The following is a 22,726-nucleotide window of genomic DNA, read 5'->3' on the forward strand; positions in this document are numbered from 1 at the left end:
AGCTATTGCTTGATCATTTCTCGGACTTTTGCCGTCAACAGATCAAACGTGAACGGCTTGGTGATCAGTTGCATGCCCGGGTCGAGGAACCCACCCCGCACGGCTGCATGCTCGGCATACCCCGTAATGAACAGAACCTTGAGTTGCGGGCGTATCTGCCGGCCGATTTCCGCCAATTGACGACCATTCATACCGGGCAGGCCAACGTCGCTGATCATCAAATCTATACGCTGTTCCGACTCGATAATGGGCACGGCGGAGTTGGCGTCGACAGCTTCCACATACCCGTAGCCCAGCTCCTTCAGAACCGCGCTGACCAGCACCCGCACGGCCGGGTCGTCTTCGACAATCAGCACGGTTTCACCGGCATTGGCGAACGGCAGCAACGCCGGATCCACCACGGCATCGGCGACAACTTCACCGATAAACCGTGGCAGGAACAGGCTCACCGTGGTGCCTTTTCCCACTTCACTATGGATGGTCACATGGCCATGGGACTGGCGGGCGAAGCCATAGATCATCGAGAGCCCAAGGCCGGTGCCCTGGCCGATGGGCTTGGTGGTGAAAAACGGGTCGAACACTCGGCCCATCACACTTTCCGGAATGCCACAGCCGGTGTCGCTGACGCTCAACTCAACGTAGTCACCGGGCTTCAAGGTGCCATAGGCGGCGGTGAACACGCTGTCGAGATGCCGGTTGGTGGTCTCCACGGACAGGCTGCCGCCACCGGGCATGGCGTCGCGGGCATTGATGACCAGGTTGAGCAGGGCGCTTTCCAATTGGTTGGGATCGGCCTCGGCCGTCCATAGATCAGTCGCCAGACGCATATCCAAGCGAATACTTTCGTTGATGCTGCGTTGCAGCAGCTCCCCCATGGAGGTGACCAGTCGGTTGATCTGCACCGGTTTGGAGTCAAGGGATTGACGGCGCGAGAACGCCAGCAGGCGGTGGGTGAGGCCGGCGGCACGGTTGGCCGAGGTCACCCCCAGGTCGATCAGGCTGTCGAGGTCGTCCAACTTGCCTCGCGACACACGCCTGCGCAGCAGTTCCAGGCTGCCGATGATACCGGTGAGCATATTGTTGAAGTCATGGGCGATACCACCGGTCAATTGGCCGACGGCTTCCATTTTTTGTGATTGGCGCAGTGCCTCTTCATTGCTGCGCAGTTGGGCGGTACGTTCCTCGACTTGCTGTTCAAGGGTCTCCAGCGTGCGTTGCAGGCGCAGCTCACTTTCGCTGAGGTCGATCAGGCGGTCGCGGGCTTCGTATTGCCGACGGCGACCGCGCAAGGCAGTGCTCACCAGGCTGATCAGCGTTACCGGGTGGAAGGGGCGCTCCAGGAAGGTCACATTGCCCAGCAGGCCGCTCAGGTGGGAAAAGCCATTCTGTTCGGTCCCGCCGTGGTGGGTCATCAACACAATGGGCAAGTCCGACCATGCCGGCTGCTGGTGCAGGTAGGTCAACAGCGGGTCAAGATCCACCCCACGCAGGGCTTCGGCGGCGATGATCAGCAGCCCGGCGCCCTCATGCAGGGCCTCGCACAATGCCCCAAGGTTGCTGGCGACGATGCCGGCGTACCCGGCTTCATTGAGCATCATCAGCGCCAGCGAGCCATCGCGTCCCATTGGCGCCAATACGATTGCACGCTCGGAGACCGGAATGAGGCCCGTCACACCCCCTCATCCTTGAGCAGCGGGGAGCCGGCGCCCATGTAGGTCGGAATACCGCGCAGGACCCCCTGGAAATTATCCAGCGGTTCGCCAACCGTCATCCCCTGGGCGCCAATCCGGTATTCACGAATAGTGGCTTCATGGCTGCCGGTGCGCTTCTTGATGATCGAGATGGCGCGGCGCACCTTGCCCAATGCTTCGAAGTAGCGCAGCAGAATGACCGTATCGGCCAGATAGGTGATGTCCACAGGCGCCTGCATGTCGCCGACCAGCCCGTGTTGGGCGACGGTCATGAACGTCGCCGCGCCGCGGCGGTTGAGGTAGAGCAGCAACTCGTGCATATGCAGGATCAGCGCATTTTCTTCGGGCATGGCCGCCTGGTAGCCGTTGATGCTGTCGATCACCACCGTCTTGATGCCGCGCTCATCGACACAGCGGCGCACCCGGTGGGAAAACTCGCCCGGGGACAATTCGGCCGCATCCACCTGTTCGATCAGCAGGTTACCGGTCGCCTGCAGGGCGGCTAGATCGATCCCCATGTTTCTCATGCGCTCGAACAGCAGCCCCAGTTCTTCATCGAAGATAAACAACGCGGCTTTCTCGCCCCGCGCCACGGCCGCTGCGGCAAAGATCATCGAGATCAACGACTTGCCGGTACCGGCCGGGCCGAGGATCAGGCTGCTGGACCCGGTCTCGACACCGCCGCCCATCAACGCATCCAGCGCAGCGATGCCGCTGCTCAAGGTCTCGCGCTTGTAGCCGCCACGATGTTCGGCCGCCACCAGGCGCGGGAATACATGGACGCCGTCGCCCATGATGGTGAAGTCGTGAAAGCCGCCCCGGTATTTCTGGCCCCGGTACTTGACCACCCGCACGCGACGGCGCTCGGCACCGTAGTTGGGGGTCAGCTCTTCCAGGCGGATCACGCCATGCGCCACGCTGTGCACGGTTTTATCGAGGGATTCGGTAGTCAGGTCGTCCAGCAGCAGCACTGTGGTGTCGTAACGCACGAAATAGTGCTTGATCGCGAGGATCTGCCGACGGTAGCGCAGGGAGCTTTGTGCGAGCAGGCGGATCTCCGAAAGACTGTCGATGACCACACGCTTTGGCTTGACCTTTTCCACCACTTCAAAGATCTGGCGCGTGGCCTCGCCCAGTTCCAGGTCGGAGGAGTACAGCAGGCTCTGCTGGTGGTCGGCGTTGAGCAGGCTTTCCGGCGGCGTCAGTTCGAAGATATGGATATTGTCATCCAGGTCCCAGCCATGGGACTTGGCGCCTTGGCGCAACTCACGCTCGGTTTCCGACAGGGTGATGTACAGCGATCGCTCGCCGGCTCTGGCCCCGGCCTGCAGGAAGTGCAGGGCGACCGTGGTTTTACCGGTGCCGGGTTCACCTTCCAGCAGGAACAGGTGACTGCGCGAGAGCCCTCCGGCAAGAATGTCATCAAGACCGTCAATGCCAGTGGCCGCTTTCTCTTCGGGTAATTGCGCTTGGGATGTAGACAAGAAGTGCCCTCAGGTCACATACGAGTAGAGGATGCGCGCCCAAATGGACGCGCCATGTTCTCTTGACCGTAGCAATTTGTGGCGGTTCAACAAATTCCAGTCCGGCCTACAGGCCTTGCTGCAATGCAGGATCGTCCGGATTCTGTTGCTCGAGCTGGGCGAGCAGGACCTGGACGTTCTGCAACTGGCCGCTTTCTTTCCAATAATTGACCAGCAATACCCGGGCTTTGCGATTGGCCGGGTGGCGTTGGATGATCTCTTCGAGTTGGCGTTGCGCAGCCTCCAATTCCTCTTGCGCATGCAACGTCGTCGCGAGGTCGTAGCGGTAATCCTGATTATCCGGCTCCAGCTCCACCGCCTTGGACAGGCCGAGCAGGGCGTAGGGGCGTTCACCATGGTGCAGCAGCCACATGCCCAGCGCATGTTGCAGGTAGGCCGACTCCGGATGCGCGGCCAGCTGGCGTGCCAACAATTGGCGGGACTCCTCGGTCTTGCCTTGCTTGTCCAGCAGCTCGATCTGCGCGACCACGGCTTGCAGGTTATCCGGTTGCAGGCGCATGGCCTGCTCAAGCGCGTTTTGCGCGTCCGGCAGCAGGGCGCTGTGAATGTACAGGCGCGCCAGTTGAATCCAGCCTTCAGCGGTTTCGGGCTGGGCCTTGAGCTTTTTCACAAACTCATCCAGCACCTGCTGCAACGGCCCGAAGTACAGGCCCAGAGTATCGGGAGACAGACCAAGCAAAGCATTGGCGGCGGCAAACCGTACCTCTTGCTCGGGATCATCCAACACCGGGCCGAGCAGCAGCGTGCGCTGGCCGGTGGGCACCAGGCCGACAATGCTGTGGATGGCAGCCTCGCGTACCAGCGGTGAGTCACTGGCCAGGTCTTTGTCCGCCAGTTTCAGCGCCTGGGGGCTGGGGTAGTTGGGCAGTTCGGCGTGCAACGCAGCGCGGCGCTCGGGCGACAGATCCGGTCGACCCAGTTGCTGGTACAACACACGCGCCGCACCGGGCTCACCGTTGCGCGCCTGTTTCAAGGCTTTTGAATAACCGTGGGCAATCGCGGGAGGCACGGCTACCGGGGTGGCGCGAGAGAAATACCAGGTGATCAGCACAATCAACAGCAGGGCGCACAGGCCGACGATGGAATAACGGCGTGACTTTGACATGCAGGCGTCCGAAAGCGAGGGCAGCAAAGCCGTCAGCTTCGGTCAGACCACGACGGGTGTCAAACCCGCGTCAGGTGAGCACGTAGTCCTCCGGCTCCAGGGGTGGCGGCAGGTCGGTTTCACCGAGGGCGGCCAACACTTCGCGTTCCAGGGTGCGCAGGAGGGCATTGCAGGGCAGGTCATTCTCGTCAAAACCGAACGGGTCCTCCAGGTCATCGCCGATTTCATCGAGGCCGAAGAAGGTGTAGCTGACAATCGCGGTGAACACTGGCGTCAACCATCCCAGCGGCTCGGCCATGGCAAACGGCAGCAAAATGCAGAACAGGTAAATGGTGCGATGCAGCAGCAGGGTGTAGGGGAAGGGCAGCGGCGTGCTCTTGATGCGCTCGCAGGACGCCTGCACCTGGCTGAGGCTCACCAGTCGGGTTTCCCATTGTGTGTAGCGCCACTCGCTGATCACACCTTGCTCGGCCAGCACTGAAAACCGGGCGCCCAGCTGTTGCAGCAGGCTGTCGGGGAGGTTGGGGTGACTGGCCTGGACCGTACCCCACGGCTTGATGGCCCGGGCTTCATCCTCATGGCGCAACCGTGCAACCAGGCCGTGGGCGAAGCCGCACAGGCTGCGCAGCAGGCCAGCACGCTCAGCCGGATCTGTGAGCACCTGGGTTTCGCGGATCAGCGAACGCACATCGATGATCATCTGCCCCAATTGCTTGCGGCCTTCCCACCAGCGGTCATAGCAGGCGTTGTTGCGAAAACTCATGAAAATCGACAACGACAGCCCGAGCAGGGTGAACGGCGTGGCATTGACCTTGGAGAAGTAGGCCGGGTGCAGGGTTTCCACCAGCACGATCACCGAGGCCAGCAGCGTGACCAGCAGGCTGCGCAGGGCGATGCGCTTGGCAATCGAACCCTTGAGCGAGAACAGGATGCCGAGGAGGTTGGGTTTGGGACGGACTATCATGCAGAGATGGGCTTCTTCAGGTGGCGCAAGCCATCAGGTTAGAAGCAAGCGTCGCAAGCGTCCAATCGCTTGGGCCGACCGGATGATCGGTGGGGTCGATGACTGGCCAAAACAGTCAGGCAGGTTGAAGGCTTTGACCATTGTCGGCGGGCGGCTCTGGCGCGACTATCTCGACGATTCGGACCGTTCAAGGAAACAACAATGCAGATTGAAAACAAGAGCTTCCTGGTCAGCGGGGGCGCATCGGGCTTGGGCGCGGCGACTGCCGAGATGCTGATTGGCGCTGGCGCCAAGGTCATGCTGGTGGACCTGAATGCCGACGCCGTGGCAGCCAAGGCCAGGCAGCTTGGCGACAACGCACGCAGCTGCGTGGCGGATATCAGCCAGGAAGCGGCTGCCGAAGCGGCGGTGCGGGCGACGCTTGCGGCGTTTGGCGGTTTGCATGGGCTGGTGAACTGCGCCGGTGTGGTGCGTGGCGAGAAAATCCTCGGCAAGAACGGCCCCCATGGGCTGGCGAGCTTTGCCCAGGTGATCAACGTCAACCTGATCGGTAGCTTCAACCTGCTGCGCCTGGCCGCCGCCGCCATCGCCGAAACCGAGGCAAATGCCGATGGCGAACGCGGCGTGATCATCAATACCGCTTCGGTAGCGGCGTTTGACGGGCAGATCGGCCAGGCGGCGTATGCCGCATCCAAGGGCGCCATTGCCAGCCTTACGCTGCCTGCAGCACGTGAGCTGGCGCGCTTTGGTATTCGCGTGATGACCATCGCCCCCGGCATCTTTGAGACCCCGATGATGGCCGGCATGACGCCGGAAGTGCGCGACTCCCTGGCCGCTGGCGTGCCATTCCCGCCGCGTCTGGGCAAACCCGCCGAATACGCCGCGCTGGTGCGGCACATCATTGAAAACAGCATGCTCAATGGCGAGGTGATCCGTCTCGACGGTGCCTTGCGCATGGCGGCCAAATAAGGAGCAATTCCCATGACCGATCCTATCGTTATCGTCAGCGCTGTGCGCACGCCCATGGGTGGGTTCCAGGGCGACCTCAAGGGCCTGACCGCGCCGCAGTTGGGTTCCGCTGCGATTCGCGCCGCCGTCGAGCGTGCCGGTGTCGCCCCCGACGCCGTGGATGAAGTACTGTTCGGCTGCGTACTGCCCGCAGGCCTCGGCCAGGCACCGGCACGTCAGGCTGCGCTGGGCGCCGGGCTGGACAAGGGCACGCGCTGCACCACCCTCAACAAGATGTGCGGTTCGGGCATGGAGGCCGCGATCCTGGCCCATGATTCACTGCTGGCCGGCAGCGTCGACGTGGTGATTGCCGGTGGCATGGAAAGCATGTCCAACGCGCCGTACCTGCTGGACCGTGCGCGCAGCGGCTACCGCATGGGCCACGGCAAGGTGCTCGATCACATGTTCCTCGACGGCCTGGAAGACGCCTACGACAAGGGCCGCCTGATGGGCACCTTTGCCGAAGACTGCGCCCTGCACAACGGTTTTACCCGCGAGGCCCAGGATGCGTTCGCCATCGCTTCGCTGACCCGGGCGCAAGAAGCTATTACCCATGGCAGCTTTGCCGCAGAAATCGTCCCGGTGCAGGTCACCTTGGGCAAAGAACAGAAAACCATCCTGCATGACGAACAGCCGCCCAAGGCCAAGCTGGACAAGATCACCAGCCTGAAACCGGTCTTCCGTGAAGGCGGCACCGTGACGGCGGCCAACTCCAGCTCGATTTCCGACGGTGCGGCGGCCTTGTTGCTGATGCGCCAGTCCGATGCACAGAAACGTGGCCTCAAGCCTTTGGCGGTGATCCATGGGCATGCGGCGTTCGCCGACGAGCCGGGGTTGTTCCCGGTGGCACCGGTGGGAGCGATCCGCAAACTGATGAGCAAGACCGGCTGGAGCCTGGGTGACGTCGATCTGTTCGAAATCAACGAAGCCTTTGCCGTGGTCAGCCTGGTGACCATGAGCAAGCTGGAGATCCCCCATGCCAAGGTCAATGTGCATGGCGGTGCCTGCGCCCTGGGCCATCCGATCGGTGCCTCCGGTGCACGGATCCTGGTGACCTTGCTTTCGGCCCTGCGCCAGAAAGGCCTCAAGCGTGGCGTCGCCGCCATCTGCATCGGCGGCGGTGAAGCCACGGCGATGGCCGTCGAATGCCTGTACTAAGGAACCACCATGCTGCCCAATGAAGAACAACTGCAAATCAGCGACGCCGCCCGGCAATTTGCCCAGGAACGCCTGAAACCCTTTGCCGCCGAGTGGGACCGCGAGCACCGGTTCCCCAGGGAAGCCATTGGTGAAATGGCCGAGCTGGGCTTTTTCGGCATGCTGGTGCCGGAACAGTGGGGCGGTTGCGACACCGGTTACCTGGCCTACGCCATGGCGCTGGAAGAAATTGCCGCCGGTGACGGGGCCTGCTCGACCATCATGAGCGTGCACAACTCTGTGGGTTGCGTGCCGATTCTCAAGTTCGGTAACGACCAGCAGAAAGAGCAATTCCTCAAGCCCCTGGCCAGTGGTGCCATGCTCGGTGCGTTCGCATTGACCGAGCCCCAGGCCGGCTCTGATGCCAGTAGCCTGAAGACCCGCGCACGCCTTGAAGGTGACCATTACGTACTCAATGGCTGCAAACAGTTCATCACCTCCGGACAGAACGCCGGCGTGGTGATTGTGTTTGCCGTGACCGACCCGGCGGCGGGCAAGCGCGGGATCAGCGCGTTTATCGTGCCGACCGACTCGCCGGGCTACAGCGTGGCGCGGGTTGAGGACAAACTGGGCCAGCATGCCTCCGATACCTGCCAGATCCTGTTTGAGGACGTGAAGGTTCCTGTCGCCAACCGTCTGGGGGAGGAGGGCGAAGGCTACAGGATTGCTCTGGCCAACCTGGAAGGTGGGCGCGTAGGCATTGCCTCGCAATCGGTGGGCATGGCCCGCGCCGCCTTTGAAGCAGCCCGCGACTACGCCCGCGAGCGCGAAAGCTTCGGCAAACCTATCATCGAGCACCAGGCCGTCGCTTTCCGTCTGGCGGACATGGCCACGCAAATCGCGGTTGCCCGGCAGATGGTGCATTACGCCGCTGCACTGCGCGACAGCGGCAAGCCGGCACTGGTGGAAGCCTCGATGGCCAAGCTGTTTGCTTCGGAAATGGCCGAGAAAGTCTGTTCGGCCGCCTTGCAAACCCTGGGCGGTTACGGTTACCTGAGCGACTTCCCTCTGGAGCGGATCTACCGCGACGTGCGGGTATGCCAGATTTACGAAGGCACCAGCGATATCCAGCGCATGGTCATCTCACGCAATCTCTAAGGAGCCGATACATGAGTTACGAAACCATTTTGCTTGAAGTCCAGGGCCGCGTCGGGCTGATTACCCTCAATCGCCCGCAAGCCCTGAACGCCCTGAACGCGCAACTGGTCAGCGAGTTGAACCAGGCGCTGGACGGCCTTGAAGCCAACCCGGAGATCGGCTGCATCGTGTTGACCGGCTCGAAAAAAGCCTTCGCCGCCGGTGCCGACATCAAGGAAATGGCCGAGCTGACCTATCCGCAGATCTACCTCGACGATCTGTTCAGTGACAGCGACCGCGTGGCCAACCGCCGCAAGCCGATCATCGCCGCCGTCAACGGCTTCGCCCTGGGCGGCGGTTGCGAACTGGCGTTGATGTGCGACTTCATCCTGGCCGGTGACAGCGCCAAGTTCGGCCAGCCGGAAATCAACCTCGGCGTACTGCCCGGCATGGGCGGCACCCAGCGCCTGACCCGTGCGGTGGGCAAGGCCAAGGCCATGGAAATGTGCCTGACCGGGCGCCTTATCGATGCGGTGGAAGCGGAGCGCTGCGGGATTGTTGCGCGTATCGTACCCGCCGATGAACTGCTGGACGAAGCGCTGAAAGTCGCGACGCTGATTGCCGGCAAGTCGGTGCCGATCAGCATGATGGTCAAGGAAAGCGTGAACCGAGCGTTCGAAGTGAGCTTGTCGGAAGGCGTGCGCTTTGAGCGCCGGGTGTTCCATGCGGCGTTCGCCACGCAGGATCAGAAGGAAGGCATGGCGGCATTCGTGGCCAAGCGCGCGCCGGAGTTCAAGGACAAATAACCCGGTGTCAAAGACACTGAGTATCAAAGCTGGGAGGGGGCTTGCCCCCGATAGCAGTGGTTCAGTCTTCACATCTGTTGACTGACCCACCGTCATCGGGGGCAAGCCCCCTCCCACATTATTTATGTGCTGTGGCAGTCAAAGTTGGTAGTTCTTCAACTCCCTGGCGATCACCATCCGCTGAATCTCACTGGTCCCTTCGTAAATCTGCGTGATCCGCGCATCCCGGTAGTAACGCTCCACCGGATAATCTTCCAGGTATCCGTACCCACCGTGAATCTGCATCGCCGATGAGCAAACCTTCTCGGCCATTTCCGAGGCAAACAGTTTGGCCTGGGACGCTTCCGACAAGCAGGGTTTTCCGGCACTGCGCAGCCGTGCGGCGTGCAGGATCAGCAAGCGTGCGGCGTTAAGCTGGGTTTGCATGTCGGCCAGCAAATTGGCCACGCTCTGGTGCTCGATGATTGCCTTGTTGAACTGCACCCGATCACGGGCATAGGCCAGCGCTGCTTCAAATGCCGCGCGGGCGATGCCCAATGCCTGGGCGGCAATGCCGATGCGGCCACCCTCCAGGTTGGACAGCGCGATGGCCAGGCCTTTGCCACGCTCACCCAGCAGGTTGGCCTCGGGCACGCTGCACTGGTTCAGGGTCACGGCGCAGGTATCGGACGCACGGATGCCCATCTTGTGTTCGGTACGATCCACCACGAATCCCGGGGTTGCGGTGGGCACCAGGAATGCCGAGATGCCTTTCTTGCCCAGGTCGGGATCAGTCACCGCAAATACAATCGCCAGTTTGGCGCGTTTACCATTACTGACGAACTGCTTGGCCCCGTTGATTACCCACTGGCCGTCGCGCAGTTCGGCACGGGTACGCAGGTTGTGCGCTTCGGAACCGGCCTGGGGTTCGGTCAGGCAGAAGCAGCCAATCGCCTGGCCGCTGGCGAGGTCGCCCAGCCAGGTCTGTTTTTGTTCATCTGTGCCGTAGTTGAGAATCGGCCCGCAACCCACTGAATTATGGATACTCATCAGTGCGCCAGTGGCACCGTCACCCGCGGAAATCTCCTCGACGGCGAGGGCATAGGCGACGTAATCGACATAGGTGCCGCCCCATTCTTCCGGCACCACCATGCCCAGCAGGCCCAGTTCGCCCATCTTTGCCACCAGGGCGTCGTCGATCCAGCCGGCTTTCTCCCAGGCTTGGGCGTGCGGTGCGATTTCACCCCGGGCGAAGTCACGGGCCATGTCGCGGATCATTACTTGTTCTTCAGTGTATTCAATGTCTTGCATGGCTTATTTCGCAACCTTCTCGAAGTGATGAAAAAAGCTCTCAACGTGGCTGAGGGCCAGCCCGTGCAAGGTGGGCGGGTTCCAGCGCGGGCTTTTGTCTTTGTCGATGATCAGGGCGCGCACGCCTTCGATCAGGTCGCCGCGCTCGAACCATTGGCGGTCCAGGTGCAGCTCCAAGGCAAAACAGTCTTCCAGGGGCAGGCGCCGGCCGCGGCGCAACATCTCCAACGTAACGGCCATGGCAAGGGGGGAGCGGGTCAGCATGAGGTTAGCGGTGGTCAACGCCCATTCATGGCTGTCGGCCACGGTGACTTGCTGCAATTGTTCAACGATGCTCGGCACATCCGGCAGCGCGAAAAAGTGGTCGATGGCGGGGCGCAGAGCGGCCAACGGTGGATCGGGCAATTGCTGCACGGCCAGTTTGGCGAGCACGCCCTGCAGGTCTTTGAGCGGCGAGTCGTGCCATTGCAGGCGGTCGAGCTTCTGGTCAAGGTCGGCGAGCTTGTGGCTTTCCAGGTACCAATCAGCCAACCCGCAATACAGCGCGTCGGCCGCGCGGATCTGTACCCCGGTCACGCCCAGGTAGATCCCCAGTTCGCCGGGGATGCGCGGCAGAAAGTGGCTGCCACCCACGTCAGGGAAATAACCGATGGCCACTTCCGGCATCGCCAGGCGGCTGCGCTCGGTGACTACGCGCAAATCAGCGCCCTGCACCAGGCCCATGCCGCCGCCGAGGACAAACCCGTCCATCAGTGCCACGACTGGCTTGCGGTAGTGGTGGATGGCCAGATCCAGAGCATATTCCTCGACGAAGAAGTCCTGGTGCAGGGTGTCGCCGTTCTTGAAGCTGTCGTACAGAGAACGGATATCGCCACCTGCACAGAAGGCTTTTTCACCGGCACCGCGCAGGACCACGGCATACACCTGCGGATCGTCAGCCCATGCCTGCAAATGGGACGTGAGGCTGCGCACCATGTCCAGGGTAATGGCATTCAAGCCGGCGGGGCGATTGAGGGTGAGGTGGCCGATGTGGTTGCGGACCTCGGCGAGGACTTCGTCCTGAAGTACTTGGGCGTGGCTTGCTTCGGATGAAACCTGAGCAGTCATCGATAACTCCCTGCTTTTATTGTTCTTTATCAAGATGTTCACGGATGAACCTTCTCGCGATCGTACCAGTGCAAATTTGCCTAGTACAACCTTCAATCCTGCAGGTCGTTTTTGCATTTATGCAGCAAGCGCACGACCGGCTCAGGGTAACCGGCTGGCCAGTGTTTCGCCGATGCTACGGCGCCTGGCGTGGGTTTGCGCCGCGTGGATGAGTTGTTCCAGTTCGCTGGGCTCCACATCGTAGAACCGCTCCATTTGCGCCAGCGCCAGTGTCAAATCAGCGGCGGTAATACCAGGGTCTCGGTCGGCCCTGGGGCTGAACGGTAGCGGTGCCGGTGCTTCCACCGCGCCTTTGGGATAACGCGTGCGCGTGGCGTTGTTATACGCCAGTGCGCAGGCCAGCAGCGCACCGGCGCCGAGCAATACCGCACCCAGCTCATACCAGCCCAGGGCGGCGGACGCCGGGTCTGCCAGGACCAGTGTCATGGCCAGGCCACCGGCGGGCGGGTGCAGGCAGCGCAACCAGCACATCAGTATTACGGTCATGCCGGCCGCCAGGCAGGCGCCGCCCAGCGACGGGCCGAGGACACGGGTGACCAGCAAGGCAATCACGCCTGCGCACAGGTAGCTGCCGATAATCGACCAGGGTTGCGCCAAGGCACCCGATGACACGGCGAACAACAGGACGGCCGACGCACCCAGCGGGCCAAGCAGGTGCAACGCGACATCTATGCCAAACACCTGGGAGCACAACCAGACGCTGAACAAGGTGCCAAGGGCCATGCCGATCGCGGCACGGCTCCATTCGGTGGGGCGGGTATTGATAGCAGCGGGGAACCAGCGAGCGAGCATTGGGAGGCAGTCCATAAACGGCGGGCAAAAAAAAGGCTTGTCTGGTTGCCCGGAAAAGCCCTTTGAAAGTTCCAACATTTGGGGGAAGGAACCCATGCAGTGTGCCGCGCGTGGAACAGAGGCGCCAATGCATATTAATGAGGGTTGAATGCAAAAATAATGAATTGGAATACGGTCAGACTACTATCGAGCAGCAGACTTTACCCAGCACCCGATTACTGAACTCTTCATCGAAAAAACGCTTGCGCAGGTTCTCCTGCAAACCGGGTTCACTGGCCAGCGGGCCTTTCAACGCCACCAACGCGTCGCGCAACCCCATCAGCCGGTCCAGCGGTGGCAGGGGAATATAGCCGACATGCACTTCGGTGCTGGTCAAGGCTGGGTTATCAAGCGAAGCATCATCTGGCACGGCGTTGTCCTCTCGTCCTTGTGGTCACCCATGACCTGTGGCGGTACATGAATACCGCACCAGGCAAGCGAGTTTACCGTTGGGTTTTGGACGCAGGAAAGAGAAACGGCACCAGTTATTACGTAAAGCTGCGTGGGAATTTTCCGCGCCGGCAGCGCTGGCGCAGACTCAAGGTTGCACAGGTTTGGCCAGGTGCAGCAGCACGTAAGGGTTGCGGTCGAATTCGCCGGTCAGGGTCGGCGTGATGGAACGAAAGCGCGGGTCTTGCAAGCCTTCGTAATCCACTTGGCTCATCACCAGCCAGGCGGGTCCCTGGAGTGGCTTGAGGTCGGCGGCTTGCTGAGTGAACAACGGCACTTGGTCGCAATCGAGGTTGACCATGTACTTGATGGCCTTGGCGTCTTTGCCCAAGCCATGCAGCACCACCGGCGCGCGTTGCTGCATCACCTGCTCATGAACCTGCAAGGTAAAGGTGCGGGTGTCGTAGATACTGCGCTCCAGCGGCTCGACCACCAGGATATAGGAGGCCCACACTGCCAGCACTGCGGCAAAAGCCGGCCCGACCGGACGCAGGCGGCTTTTGAAGAGTGTCACCAAGGCCAGCACCTGCAGGCCGCCCAGCACGCCCAACACCCAGCCGAGATGGCTCAACTGCTCAGGGTAGCGCGGTCGTGCCAACAGCAGGCCGACGATCAACAGCGTCGGCAACAACGTCCAGATCCCCAGCATCAGCCCACGCAGCCCGGCGAAGAGCCGTCCGTGTGCGACCTGGAACGGGTATGCCGCAATGATCGCCGCCATGGGCAACATCGGCAGCACGTAACGTGCTTTTTTCGCCTGGGGAATCGACAGGCCGACCATCACCAGCAAGCCTGCGGCGGCGCAATACCACACCAACTGCAATGCCGGTCCCGGCGCGCGGCGCCCGCTGAGCACCATGGCCAGCAGTACCAGCAGCGCCATCGGATACGCCAAGGCGTAGTTGCCCAGCGAACTGGTGAAGTAGTACAGCAGGCCGCTCGAGCCTTCGCTGCCATCCATGCGGCCGAGGAACTGCATGCGGATCACGTCCTGCATGAAGCTTTCGCCACCGCTCAACTTGGCCATCAGCAGCAACAGGCCCACGCATGCCACCAGCAGCGCCAGCGCCAGCAAGCCGAAACTGAACAGCTGGCGCCATTGCCGGTTGATCAGGTAGTAGCTGCAGAGCACGCCCGTAGGAATCACCAGGCCAATCGGCCCACGCACGGTAAAGCCCAGGATCAGCAGCAGGTACAGCCAATGCAGGCGTTTAGCGGACCGGAAGTGATCATGGGCATAACCCAGGTAGAACACCGCCAGGGCGATGGCGGCCAGCATCTGGTCGAGGGACACCGCACGGGTTTCGGTGATGAAGTTGCTGCTCAACAACAGGAGCGCAATGCTCAGCAGCCCCCAGCGCTGGGAGTAGGGCGCTGTCAGGCGATACACCAGGGTGACGATAAACGCCGAGGCGATCGCCGTGGGCAACCAGGCCGTGAGGCTGGTGACCTGGCCCAGGGGCAGTGAAACCAGCCAGGTCAACAGTGTCGAGGTGGCCAGGTAATCCGCATAAGGCTGCCCATAGGTGGTGGGGAAGACGCTGGGGCCATGACGCAGCATTTCCTGGGCAAACAACACAAAGCGCGAGTCGAAGCCGATGATTGCCTGGTGCCAGTTGCCGGCGATAAACAGCAACAACGCCAGCAATCCCAGACCAAGGGATTGGCGGCGGATCGTTGCATTCAGCGGGGACGGTTGAGCTTTGTTCACGTCTCAGGCTTCCACAACCTGTGGCAGCCACTGTTGCTGGGGAATCGGCAACTGGCAGGAATCACCGCGGCCGATCGGGTAGTACTGGAAGCCTTTGCGTGCCAAGCGCTCGCCGTCGTAGAGGTTGCGGCCGTCGAAGATCACCGGGGTTTTCAGGCGCTGGTGGATCAGGTCGAAGTCCGGCGCCTTGAATTGCTGCCATTCGGTGCAGACGATCAGCGCATCGGCACCGCCCAGTGTGGATTCGGGGGTGCCCATGAGCATCAGCCGTGGGTCATCGCCATAGATACGTTGGGTTTCCTGCATGGCTTCCGGGTCGAATGCGCGCACGTTGGCGCCGGCGGCCCACAACGCTTCCATCAGCACGCGGCTGGGAGCATCGCGCATGTCGTCGGTGTTGGGCTTGAACGCCAGGCCCCACAGGGCAAAGGTCTTGCCGCGCAGGTCGCCCTTGAAGAACGCCTTGATCCGCTCGAACAACTTGCTCTTCTGGCGCTGGTTGATGGCTTCTACCGCTTCCAGCAGGTCGCTGGAGCAGTTGGCTTGCCGGGCGCTGTGGATCAGGGCGCGCATGTCCTTGGGGAAGCACGAACCGCCGTAGCCGCAGCCAGGGTAGATAAAGTGGTAGCCGATGCGCGAGTCGGCGCCAATGCCCAGGCGCACGGCTTCGATGTCCGCCCCCAGGTGTTCGGCCAGCTCGGCGATCTGGTTGATAAAGCTGATCTTGGTCGCCAGCATGCAGTTGGCGGCGTACTTGGTCAGCTCGGCGCTGCGCAGGTCCATGAAGATGATGCGGTCGTGGTTGCGGTTGAACGGTGCGTACAGGTCGCGCATCACGTCGCGCACTTCTTCGCGCTCACAACCGATGATGATGCGGTCCGGGCGGCGGCAGTCGGCAACAGCCGAGCCCTCCTTGAGGAATTCCGGGTTGGAGACGATATCGAACTCCAGGTGCCGGCCGGCCAGGTGCAGGGCTTTTTCGATGTGGGCGCGCAGGGTGTCGCCGGTGCCGACCGGCACGGTGGATTTTTCCACCAGGATCACCGGCTCTTTGCGGTGGCGGGCGACGGCGTCGCCTACCGACAGCACGTATTTCAGGTCGGCCGAGCCGTCTTCGTCCGAAGGCGTGCCCACGGCAATGAACAGGACTTCGCCGTGTTCCACCGCCAACTTTTCATCATGGGTGAAGTGCAGCCGCCCACTCTCCAGGTTTTCCTTGACCATCGCAGCCAGCCCCGGCTCGAAGATGGTCACATGGCCTTTTTGCAGTGACTCGACCTTGTTCTTGTCAACGTCCATGCAAATGACATCGTGGCCGACTTCAGCCAACACGGTGGCCTGCACCAGACCGACGTAACCGCTACCAAATACACTGATTTTCATGGGGTATTCCTGGGACTAGTGGCGCTAGCACGACGAGAGTTGATAACCAGAACACCGAGGATGACCAAGGCCACCCCCAGGGTTTTTGAAACGGAAAAATGTTCGTTGAACACCGGCAGGCTGGCCGCCAGCAGGTACACCAAGGCATAGCTGATGCTCAGTAGCGAATAGGCGCGGCCCAGCGGCAAATGCTTGAGCGCACCGAGCCAGCAGAGCATCGACAGTGCGTATGCCAGGATCGCCAGGGTCACGACGCCGAGGGCGCCCAGGTCGATGCTGTTCTGGCTCAAGGCATCCAGCCATGCGCTGGGCAGCGGCAGGCGCGTCATGCTCCAGCGCATGCCCAGTTGGGCCGCGCTGACCAGGCCGACGCTGCCCAGCGCCAGGGCAAACCCCTGGATCCGGCTCATACCTGGCGACCCAGCAGCACGACGCCGCCGATCACCAGCGCGACACCCAGCCAATGGCGGGTATCGATGTGCTCTTTGAACACAAAACGCGCGACCAGCGTGACCAGCACGAAGTTGAGGCTGAGCATCGGGTAGGCAATACCGACTTCCAGGCGTTGCAACACCAGCAGCCACACCAGCAGGCCCAGGCCCAGGCACACCAGCGCCGACCACAACCAGGGCGAGCGCAGTTTCAGCGCCCAGCCATCCGGCAGGTCGCGCCAGCGTTCCACGGCGAACTTCTGGGAGACCTGTCCCATGCAGGTGAGCAGGCAGGCGGCCAGTAACAGCAGCAAGGTGATCATTGCGCGGCCTGCGGGAAGATCAGGATCACGATGTTGCCTTGTTCGTAGCGCTTGCCGTCCTTGGGCAGCAAGTCGACTTCGGCGATTTCGTCGTCGCCCTTGACCCGCATGACCACGCCGACCGGCCCCTTTTGGCGCGCATCGCTCATCCATTGCTGGACTTGGCTGGTATCCACCTTGTGGTGCGTGGCGTCCGCGTAGGCCAGGCCGTATTTGACTTCGCCGACGGTGTTGTAGAGCGTCACGTCCGGGCGCGCCAGGCGCCATGACAGCGCCGACGCTGCGCCCAGGTCATTGCTCAGCAGGGCCGTGGCCGGTTGCAGTTCTTGCAGGTGATCAATGATGAATTGGTCAGGCGTCTTGTTGTACACCACTGAATGCGGCAGGGCAGCTGGCAACAAGGCCACCATCAGCCAACTGCCGAGTACCGGTGCGGCCCACAGGTGCAAAGGCCGGGCCGCCTGCAGCAGGTTGACCAGGATCCAGGCAAACAGAAAAGTGAACACCAACACCAGGCTGAGGGTTTCCTGGCCGTGTTCGTACACCGGCTTCTTCATTTGCAGCCAGGTCAGCGCGAGCAATGCCACTACACCGATGATCAGGTTCAGCCAGCCGTTGATGCGCAGCGCACGGCTGCGACCCTGGGCCAGTTTGTCCGCCAGGGTATTGCCGATCAACAAGGCCAGGGGCAGCAGGCACGGCATGATGTAGGACGGCAGCTTGCCCTTGGCCAGGCTGAAGAAGGCCAGGGGCATCAGCAGCCACAGCACTACAAAACCGATTTTTGCGCTGCGTTTGTCCCGCCACGCCTGTTTGAGGGTCGACGGCAACAACGCCACCCACGGCAGGCAGAACGCAACCAACAGCGGCAGGTAATACCAGAACGGCTGGGCGTGCTGGGCATCGTCACCGGCGAAGCGCTGGATATGCTCGTGCCAGAAGAAGAAATTCCAGTAGTCCGGCTCTTGCCGGTGCACCGCCAGCGCCCATGGCAAGCTGACGACAATCGCCACCACCACGGCGACCACGCCGTAGCCCAGCAGCTCACGCAAACGCTTCTGCCAGATCGCATAGGGCAGGGCGATCAACACCGGCAGCAACCACGCCAGAAAGCCCTTGGTCATAAAGCCCATGCCGCAGGCAAAACCGAGCAACGCCCAGGACCCCAGGCGCCCGTTGCGGGTGGTGCTGTCGAAGCAGAACCACAGGGCGGCTCCGGTCAGGTTGACCCAGAAGGTGAACTGCGGATCCAGATTGGCGTAGCCACCGAGCAAGGCCACGCTGACAAAACTCATGTACAGCACGGTGCTGACCAGGGTTTTGCGCGGGTCATTCCACAGCCGACGCGACACCCCGTACACCAGCAGGATGCTCAAGCCGGTGCTCAGGGCCGAGGCAAACCGCACGCCGAACAGGTTCTGCCCGAAGATCGCCTGGCCCAGCGCAATCATCCAGTAACCCGCCGCCGGTTTTTCGAAGTAGCGGATGCCCATGAAGTGCGGCGAAGCCCACTTGCCGGTCAGCAGCATTTCCTGGCTGATCTGTGCGTAGCGGGTTTCATCCGGGATCCACAGGCCATGGGTGGCCAGCGGCAGCAGGTAGAACACGCCAAACGCCAACAGAAGCAGGGGCAAGGCCCAACGGCGGATCATGCCTGCTGCACTCCGAGCCAACCCTCGCGGCCGGGCAAGGCGCCACGTACCAGTTGTTGCTGGGGGAGGGTGGTCACGTCTGCCGGCAACAGGTCGCCCAGTGGTTTGAAGTCGATGCCGCGCTGCCCGGCCTGGGCGAGCAACTGGCGAAAATCGTTGGCCATCAGAATCCCTTCCACTTCGGCGTGGATCGTATAGACATTGAGTTTCGACTCGGCAAAACGGTCGAGGATGAACCCATTGAAGTCTTTGGCAGCCACCACCGGCCCGACAACTTCGTCGAAGGTCGGCAGGTCTACCGGAATTTGTGGGGTGCCCGCACTGCCATCGGCCAGGGTTGGACAAAACAGGCTGGTGCCCCGGCAATCGCTGTTGTAGCGAAAGTTGAAACCTTGCTTGGCTTGCACCACGCGCTCATCCGCGCGCCAACCGGCGGCGGCGGAACAGTCGATGCGCTCACCGAGGATGTCGCTGAGGGTGTCGACGCCACGGCGGATCTGCTCGATCAACTGCGCCTCGCTCCAGCGCCCGGTATTGGCCTGCCAGCCGTGATGATCCCAGGCGTGCAGGCCCACTTCGTGCCCGGCGGCCTTGGCCTGGCGCATCAAATGCCCCAGGTCACGGCCGATCGGCTTGCCCGGCCAGGCGGTGCCGGCGAGCAGGATGTCCAGGCCATACAGGCCGACCGCATTGGAACGCAGCATCTTCCACAGGAATTGCGGGCGGATGAGACGCCACAAGTGGCGCCCCATGTTGTCAGGCCCGACACTGAAGAAGAACGTTGCCTTCACCGAGGCTTCATCCAGGGACTCGAGCAACCGTGGCACACCTTCACGGGTGCCGCGGTAGGTGTCGACGTCGATGCGAAGACCTGCATCCATTACTTTTTGTCCGCGATTTCGAGCATGGCTTCACGCAGGAAGAAGTCCAGGGTGTTGCCGATGGTTTCGCTCATTTCCACGGTCGGCTCCCAGTCCAGCAGGCGCTTGGCGTTTTCGATGCTTGGCTTGCGGTGCGCCACGTCCTGGTAACCGGTGCCGTAGAACGCCTTGCTTTCTACGTCGCGGAAACCGGCGAACGGTGGGAAGTTGCCACGCAACGGGTGCGCTTCGAACTGACGCAGCAGTTCTTCGCCCAACTGACGGATGCTGGCTTCGTTTTCCGGGTTGCCGATATTGATGATCTGGCCGTCGCACACGCCGTTTTCGTTATCAATGATGCGAGCCAGGGCTTCGATGCCGTCAGCGATGTCGGTAAAGCAACGCTTCTGCTCGCCGCCGTCGAACAGGCGGATCGGCGTACCTTCCACCAGGTTCAGGATCAATTGGGTGATTGCGCGGGAGCTGCCGATACGCGCCGAATCCAGGCGGTCCAGGCGTGGGCCCATCCAGTTGAACGGACGGAACAGGGTGAATTTCAGGCCCTTGTCACCGTACGCCCAGATCACACGGTCCAGCAGCTGCTTGGAAACCGAGTAGATCCAGCGCTGTTTGTTGACCGGACCCACCACCAGGTTGGAGGTGTCTTCGTCGAAGTACTGGTCCTGGCACATGCCATAGACTTCGGAGGTCGACGGGAAGATCACGCGCTTGTTGTACTTGACGCAGTAGCGCACCAGCTTGAGGTTTTCTTCGAAGTCCAGTTCGAACACGCGCAGCGGGTTGCGGGTGTATTCGATTGGCGTGGCGATGGCCACCAGCGGCAGGACCACGTCGCACTTCTTGATGTGGTACTCGATCCACTCGGTGTGGATGCTGATATCGCCTTCGACGTAATGGAAGTTCGGGTGGCTGCGCAGGCGCTCGATGGCGTCCGAACCGATGTCCAGGCCGTAGATTTCATAACGGTCGTCGCGCAGCAGGCGCTCGGACAGGTGGTTGCCGATAAAGCCGTTCACACCCAGGATCAGCACCCGGGTACGCCGTGGCTTGCGGCCGGACTCGGCGCCGCGCAGCACGGAGCCGTCGACCAGGCCTAGTGCGTCCGCCAGGGCTGGGCCGGCGAGGAACAGGCCGTCGGCGTTGCGCTGGCCGAACTTGACCACCAGGGAGTCTTCACCGCAGGCGATGCGCAGCGGGTTGACGCTGATCACACGGCCCGGCGCCAGGCCTTCGTTGCCCTTGACCACTTCGGCCTGCCAGACGATCAACTTGTGTTCGCCCACGGCGCAGAAGGCGCCTGGGTACGGTTGGGTCACGGCGCGCACCAGGTTGAACAGTTCTTCAGCCGGTTTTTTCCACTCCAGCTTGCCATCGGCGGCAGTGCGGCGGCCGAAGTAAGTGGCCTGGCTTTCGTCCTGGGCGGTTTCCGTCAGCTTGTCCTGGGCCAGTTGCGGCAGGGCGTCGCGCAGCAGGGTGCTGGCGGCGTCGCGCAGTTTGGCGTGCAGGGTCAGGCCGGTGTCGTTGCGTTCGATGATGACTTTCTGCTGGGCCAGGATCGCGCCGGCATCGGCACGCTTGACCATGCGGTGCAGGGTGACGCCGGTTTCGGTCTCGCCGTTGACCAGTACCCAGTTGGCCGGGGCGCGGCCACGGTATTTCGGCAGCAACGAGCCGTGCAGGTTGAACGCGCCTTTGCTGGCGGTGGCCAGCAGGGCCTCGCTGAGCAGGTTGCGGTAGTAGAACGAGAAAATGTAGTCCGGGTTCAGCTTGGCGATGCGCTCGATCCACAGCGGGTGGTTGGCGTCTTCCGGGGCGTGCACCGGGATGCCATTGCGCGCGCACAGTTGTGCGACGGAACCGTAGAAGTTGTTTTCCTTGGGGTCATCGGCATGGGTGAACACGGCAGCAATTTCGTAACCGGTGTTGAGCAGCGCTTCAATGCCTGCACAACCAATATCGTGGTACGCGAATACAACAGCTTTTGAACTCATGATTAGACCTGATCAGCAGAAGTAGAAGTATGGGAGGACACCAGGCCGTCCACGACGACCACGGGAGCCGGTGCTGCCGGTTGGTTGCGCAGCACCTTTTCGATAAAGAAGCGTGGACGGGCGCGCACGTCGCTGTACATGCGGCCCAGGTATTCACCCAAGAGGCCCATGCCGATGAACTGGCCGCCGGTGAACACGAACAACACCGCGAACAGCACGAACAAACCGTCGCCAGCCCAGTCGGCGCCAAAGGCCAGGCGCAGGATGATCAATGCGAAGGCAAACAGCACACCCAGCGCCGCCAGGCTGAAGCCGACGATGGACAGCAGTCGCAGTGGGGTAGTGGTCATGCAGGTCAGCAAGTCGAACATCAGGCTGATCAGGCGCATGGCGCTGTATTTGGATTCGCCGTGTTCCCGCTCGGCGTGGTGCACCAGGATTTCCGTGGTGTGCCGGGCAAAGCCGTTGGCCAGGATCGGGATGAAGGTGCTGCGCTCACGGCAGGCGAGCATCGCGTCGACAATGGTGCGGCGGTAGGCGCGCAGCATGCAGCCGTAGTCGCTCATGGCAACGCCGGTGGAGCGCTGCACGGCCAGGTTGATCAGGCGCGATGGCCAGCGGCGGAAGGCCGAGTCCTGGCGATTGTTGCGCACGGTGGCAACCACGTCGTAGCCCAGGGCCGCTTGCTCGACCAGGCGCGGGATTTCTTCGGGCGGGTTTTGCAGGTCGGCGTCGAGGGTGATCACCACTTCGCCTCGGCATTGCTCGAAACCGGCCATGATCGCCGCATGCTGGCCGTAGTTACGGTTGAGAATTACCGCGACCACGTTGCTGCCGTCTTCCGAGGCGGCGTCTTCCAGCAGTTGGGCCGAATTGTCGCGGCTACCGTCATCCACCAGGATGATTTCGTATTCGTAGGCCAGTTGCTTGCAGGCTGCGGTGGTACGGCGCAGCAATTCAGGCAGGCTCTCTTGTTCGTTGTAGACCGGGATAACGATCGACACGCAATGAATAGGGTAGGGTTTCAAAGATTCATGACCTCGGGGTTAGAGCAACTTGGAGCGTGGAAACAGCAGTAATCATTAGGCAAACGTCCAGAATGCAGGTTGGAAAGCGGCACTGAAGATAGAACGTAATCAAGAGGTTAGACGATATAGCGCGGTTTGCTATGAAGTGCTGTATCCAAGATTAAGCGTAAAAATGTGGAACAGATATGAAAGGCAG

20 protein-coding genes are annotated in these 22,726 nt (G+C 61.8%); 4 read left to right on the top strand and 16 right to left on the bottom strand.

Translation table 11 applies throughout. The features are described 5' to 3' along the window. Positions 1 to 2 precede the first annotated feature (2 nt). From AC3WP7_RS12325 to AC3WP7_RS12340, 4 genes are all read right to left on the bottom strand, one after another. Entirely contained in the window at positions 3 to 1,673 is a 1,671-nt protein-coding gene (locus AC3WP7_RS12325) for an ATP-binding protein (RefSeq protein WP_102591990.1), read from the bottom strand. After that, positions 1,670 to 3,175, bottom strand: coding sequence for an ATPase domain-containing protein (locus AC3WP7_RS12330; protein WP_092243624.1), 1,506 nt, complete (start codon positions 3,173 to 3,175; stop codon positions 1,670 to 1,672). Before AC3WP7_RS12330 ends, AC3WP7_RS12325 begins: the two co-directional genes overlap by 4 nt. Positions 3,176 to 3,281: 106 nt before the next feature. Beyond that, the gene (locus tag AC3WP7_RS12335) at positions 3,282 to 4,340 is read right to left on the bottom strand and encodes a tetratricopeptide repeat protein (RefSeq protein ID WP_092243621.1); all 1,059 of its coding nucleotides are present in this window, start codon (positions 4,338 to 4,340) and stop codon (positions 3,282 to 3,284) included. 70 nt (positions 4,341 to 4,410) lie between these two features. Continuing rightward, the gene (locus tag AC3WP7_RS12340) at positions 4,411 to 5,304 is read right to left on the bottom strand and encodes a bestrophin family protein (protein WP_093513249.1); all 894 of its coding nucleotides are present in this window, start codon (positions 5,302 to 5,304) and stop codon (positions 4,411 to 4,413) included. 201 nt (positions 5,305 to 5,505) lie between these two features. On the opposite strand from AC3WP7_RS12340, the gene AC3WP7_RS12345 reads away from it, so the two are divergent. The 4 genes from AC3WP7_RS12345 to AC3WP7_RS12360 are packed head-to-tail and all read left to right on the top strand — an operon-like array spanning position 5,506 to position 9,392. Further along, entirely contained in the window at positions 5,506 to 6,273 is a 768-nt protein-coding gene (locus AC3WP7_RS12345) for an SDR family NAD(P)-dependent oxidoreductase (protein ID WP_071488294.1), read from the top strand. A 12-nt stretch (positions 6,274 to 6,285) separates the two neighbouring features. Next, positions 6,286 to 7,470 (top strand): acetyl-CoA C-acyltransferase, encoded by a 1,185-nt coding sequence (locus AC3WP7_RS12350; protein WP_102591991.1) that lies wholly within the window; start codon positions 6,286 to 6,288, stop codon positions 7,468 to 7,470. A 9-nt stretch (positions 7,471 to 7,479) separates the two neighbouring features. Further along, complete coding sequence (locus tag AC3WP7_RS12355; RefSeq protein WP_092243613.1) at positions 7,480 to 8,607, top strand: acyl-CoA dehydrogenase; 1,128 nt, start codon at positions 7,480 to 7,482, stop codon at positions 8,605 to 8,607. An 11-nt stretch (positions 8,608 to 8,618) separates the two neighbouring features. Then, positions 8,619 to 9,392 (top strand): enoyl-CoA hydratase, encoded by a 774-nt coding sequence (locus AC3WP7_RS12360; RefSeq protein WP_102591992.1) that lies wholly within the window; start codon positions 8,619 to 8,621, stop codon positions 9,390 to 9,392. 138 nt (positions 9,393 to 9,530) lie between these two features. Here AC3WP7_RS12360 and AC3WP7_RS12365 read toward each other — a convergent pair whose 3' ends face one another. The 12 genes from AC3WP7_RS12365 to arnC all read right to left on the bottom strand — a co-directional run bounded on the left by AC3WP7_RS12365 (position 9,531) and on the right by arnC (position 22,530). Then, entirely contained in the window at positions 9,531 to 10,682 is a 1,152-nt protein-coding gene (locus tag AC3WP7_RS12365; protein WP_092243608.1) for an acyl-CoA dehydrogenase family protein, read from the bottom strand. A gap of 3 nt (positions 10,683 to 10,685) precedes the next feature. Continuing rightward, complete coding sequence (locus tag AC3WP7_RS12370; protein ID WP_102591993.1) at positions 10,686 to 11,789, bottom strand: enoyl-CoA hydratase/isomerase family protein; 1,104 nt, start codon at positions 11,787 to 11,789, stop codon at positions 10,686 to 10,688. A 141-nt stretch (positions 11,790 to 11,930) separates the two neighbouring features. Next, positions 11,931 to 12,641, bottom strand: coding sequence for an HPP family protein (locus AC3WP7_RS12375; protein ID WP_102591994.1), 711 nt, complete (start codon positions 12,639 to 12,641; stop codon positions 11,931 to 11,933). A 175-nt stretch (positions 12,642 to 12,816) separates the two neighbouring features. After that, the gene (locus tag AC3WP7_RS12380) at positions 12,817 to 13,050 is read right to left on the bottom strand and encodes a type VI secretion system contractile sheath small subunit (protein ID WP_139212853.1); all 234 of its coding nucleotides are present in this window, start codon (positions 13,048 to 13,050) and stop codon (positions 12,817 to 12,819) included. A 168-nt stretch (positions 13,051 to 13,218) separates the two neighbouring features. After that, positions 13,219 to 14,841, bottom strand: a complete 1,623-nt coding sequence (locus AC3WP7_RS12385) for an ArnT family glycosyltransferase (protein ID WP_102591995.1) — start codon at positions 14,839 to 14,841, stop codon at positions 13,219 to 13,221. A 3-nt stretch (positions 14,842 to 14,844) separates the two neighbouring features. Beyond that, on the bottom strand, positions 14,845 to 16,224 hold the full coding sequence (locus tag AC3WP7_RS12390) for a UDP-glucose dehydrogenase family protein (protein WP_092243595.1): 1,380 nt from the start codon (positions 16,222 to 16,224) through the stop codon (positions 14,845 to 14,847). Further along, the gene (gene arnF, locus AC3WP7_RS12395; protein WP_102591996.1) at positions 16,221 to 16,634 is read right to left on the bottom strand and encodes a 4-amino-4-deoxy-L-arabinose-phosphoundecaprenol flippase subunit ArnF; all 414 of its coding nucleotides are present in this window, start codon (positions 16,632 to 16,634) and stop codon (positions 16,221 to 16,223) included. The genes AC3WP7_RS12390 and arnF overlap by 4 nt, the downstream gene beginning before the upstream one ends. Beyond that, the gene (arnE, locus tag AC3WP7_RS12400) at positions 16,631 to 16,978 is read right to left on the bottom strand and encodes a 4-amino-4-deoxy-L-arabinose-phosphoundecaprenol flippase subunit ArnE (protein WP_071488305.1); all 348 of its coding nucleotides are present in this window, start codon (positions 16,976 to 16,978) and stop codon (positions 16,631 to 16,633) included. Before arnE ends, arnF begins: the two co-directional genes overlap by 4 nt. Beyond that, positions 16,975 to 18,630, bottom strand: a complete 1,656-nt coding sequence (gene arnT, locus AC3WP7_RS12405; protein WP_102591997.1) for a lipid IV(A) 4-amino-4-deoxy-L-arabinosyltransferase — start codon at positions 18,628 to 18,630, stop codon at positions 16,975 to 16,977. Before arnT ends, arnE begins: the two co-directional genes overlap by 4 nt. Beyond that, a complete protein-coding gene (arnD, locus tag AC3WP7_RS12410; RefSeq protein ID WP_102591998.1) occupies positions 18,627 to 19,511 on the bottom strand; it encodes a 4-deoxy-4-formamido-L-arabinose-phosphoundecaprenol deformylase in 885 nt (294 codons plus the stop codon). The genes arnT and arnD overlap by 4 nt, the downstream gene beginning before the upstream one ends. Then, positions 19,511 to 21,502, bottom strand: a complete 1,992-nt coding sequence (gene arnA / locus AC3WP7_RS12415; RefSeq protein ID WP_093530839.1) for a bifunctional UDP-4-amino-4-deoxy-L-arabinose formyltransferase/UDP-glucuronic acid oxidase ArnA — start codon at positions 21,500 to 21,502, stop codon at positions 19,511 to 19,513. The genes arnD and arnA overlap by 1 nt, the downstream gene beginning before the upstream one ends. A gap of 2 nt (positions 21,503 to 21,504) precedes the next feature. Beyond that, complete coding sequence (gene arnC, locus AC3WP7_RS12420; protein WP_092243579.1) at positions 21,505 to 22,530, bottom strand: undecaprenyl-phosphate 4-deoxy-4-formamido-L-arabinose transferase; 1,026 nt, start codon at positions 22,528 to 22,530, stop codon at positions 21,505 to 21,507. Positions 22,531 to 22,726: the final 196 nt, after the last annotated feature.

The sequence above is a fragment of the Pseudomonas sp. FW305-3-2-15-C-LB1 genome, from assembly GCF_058787615.1.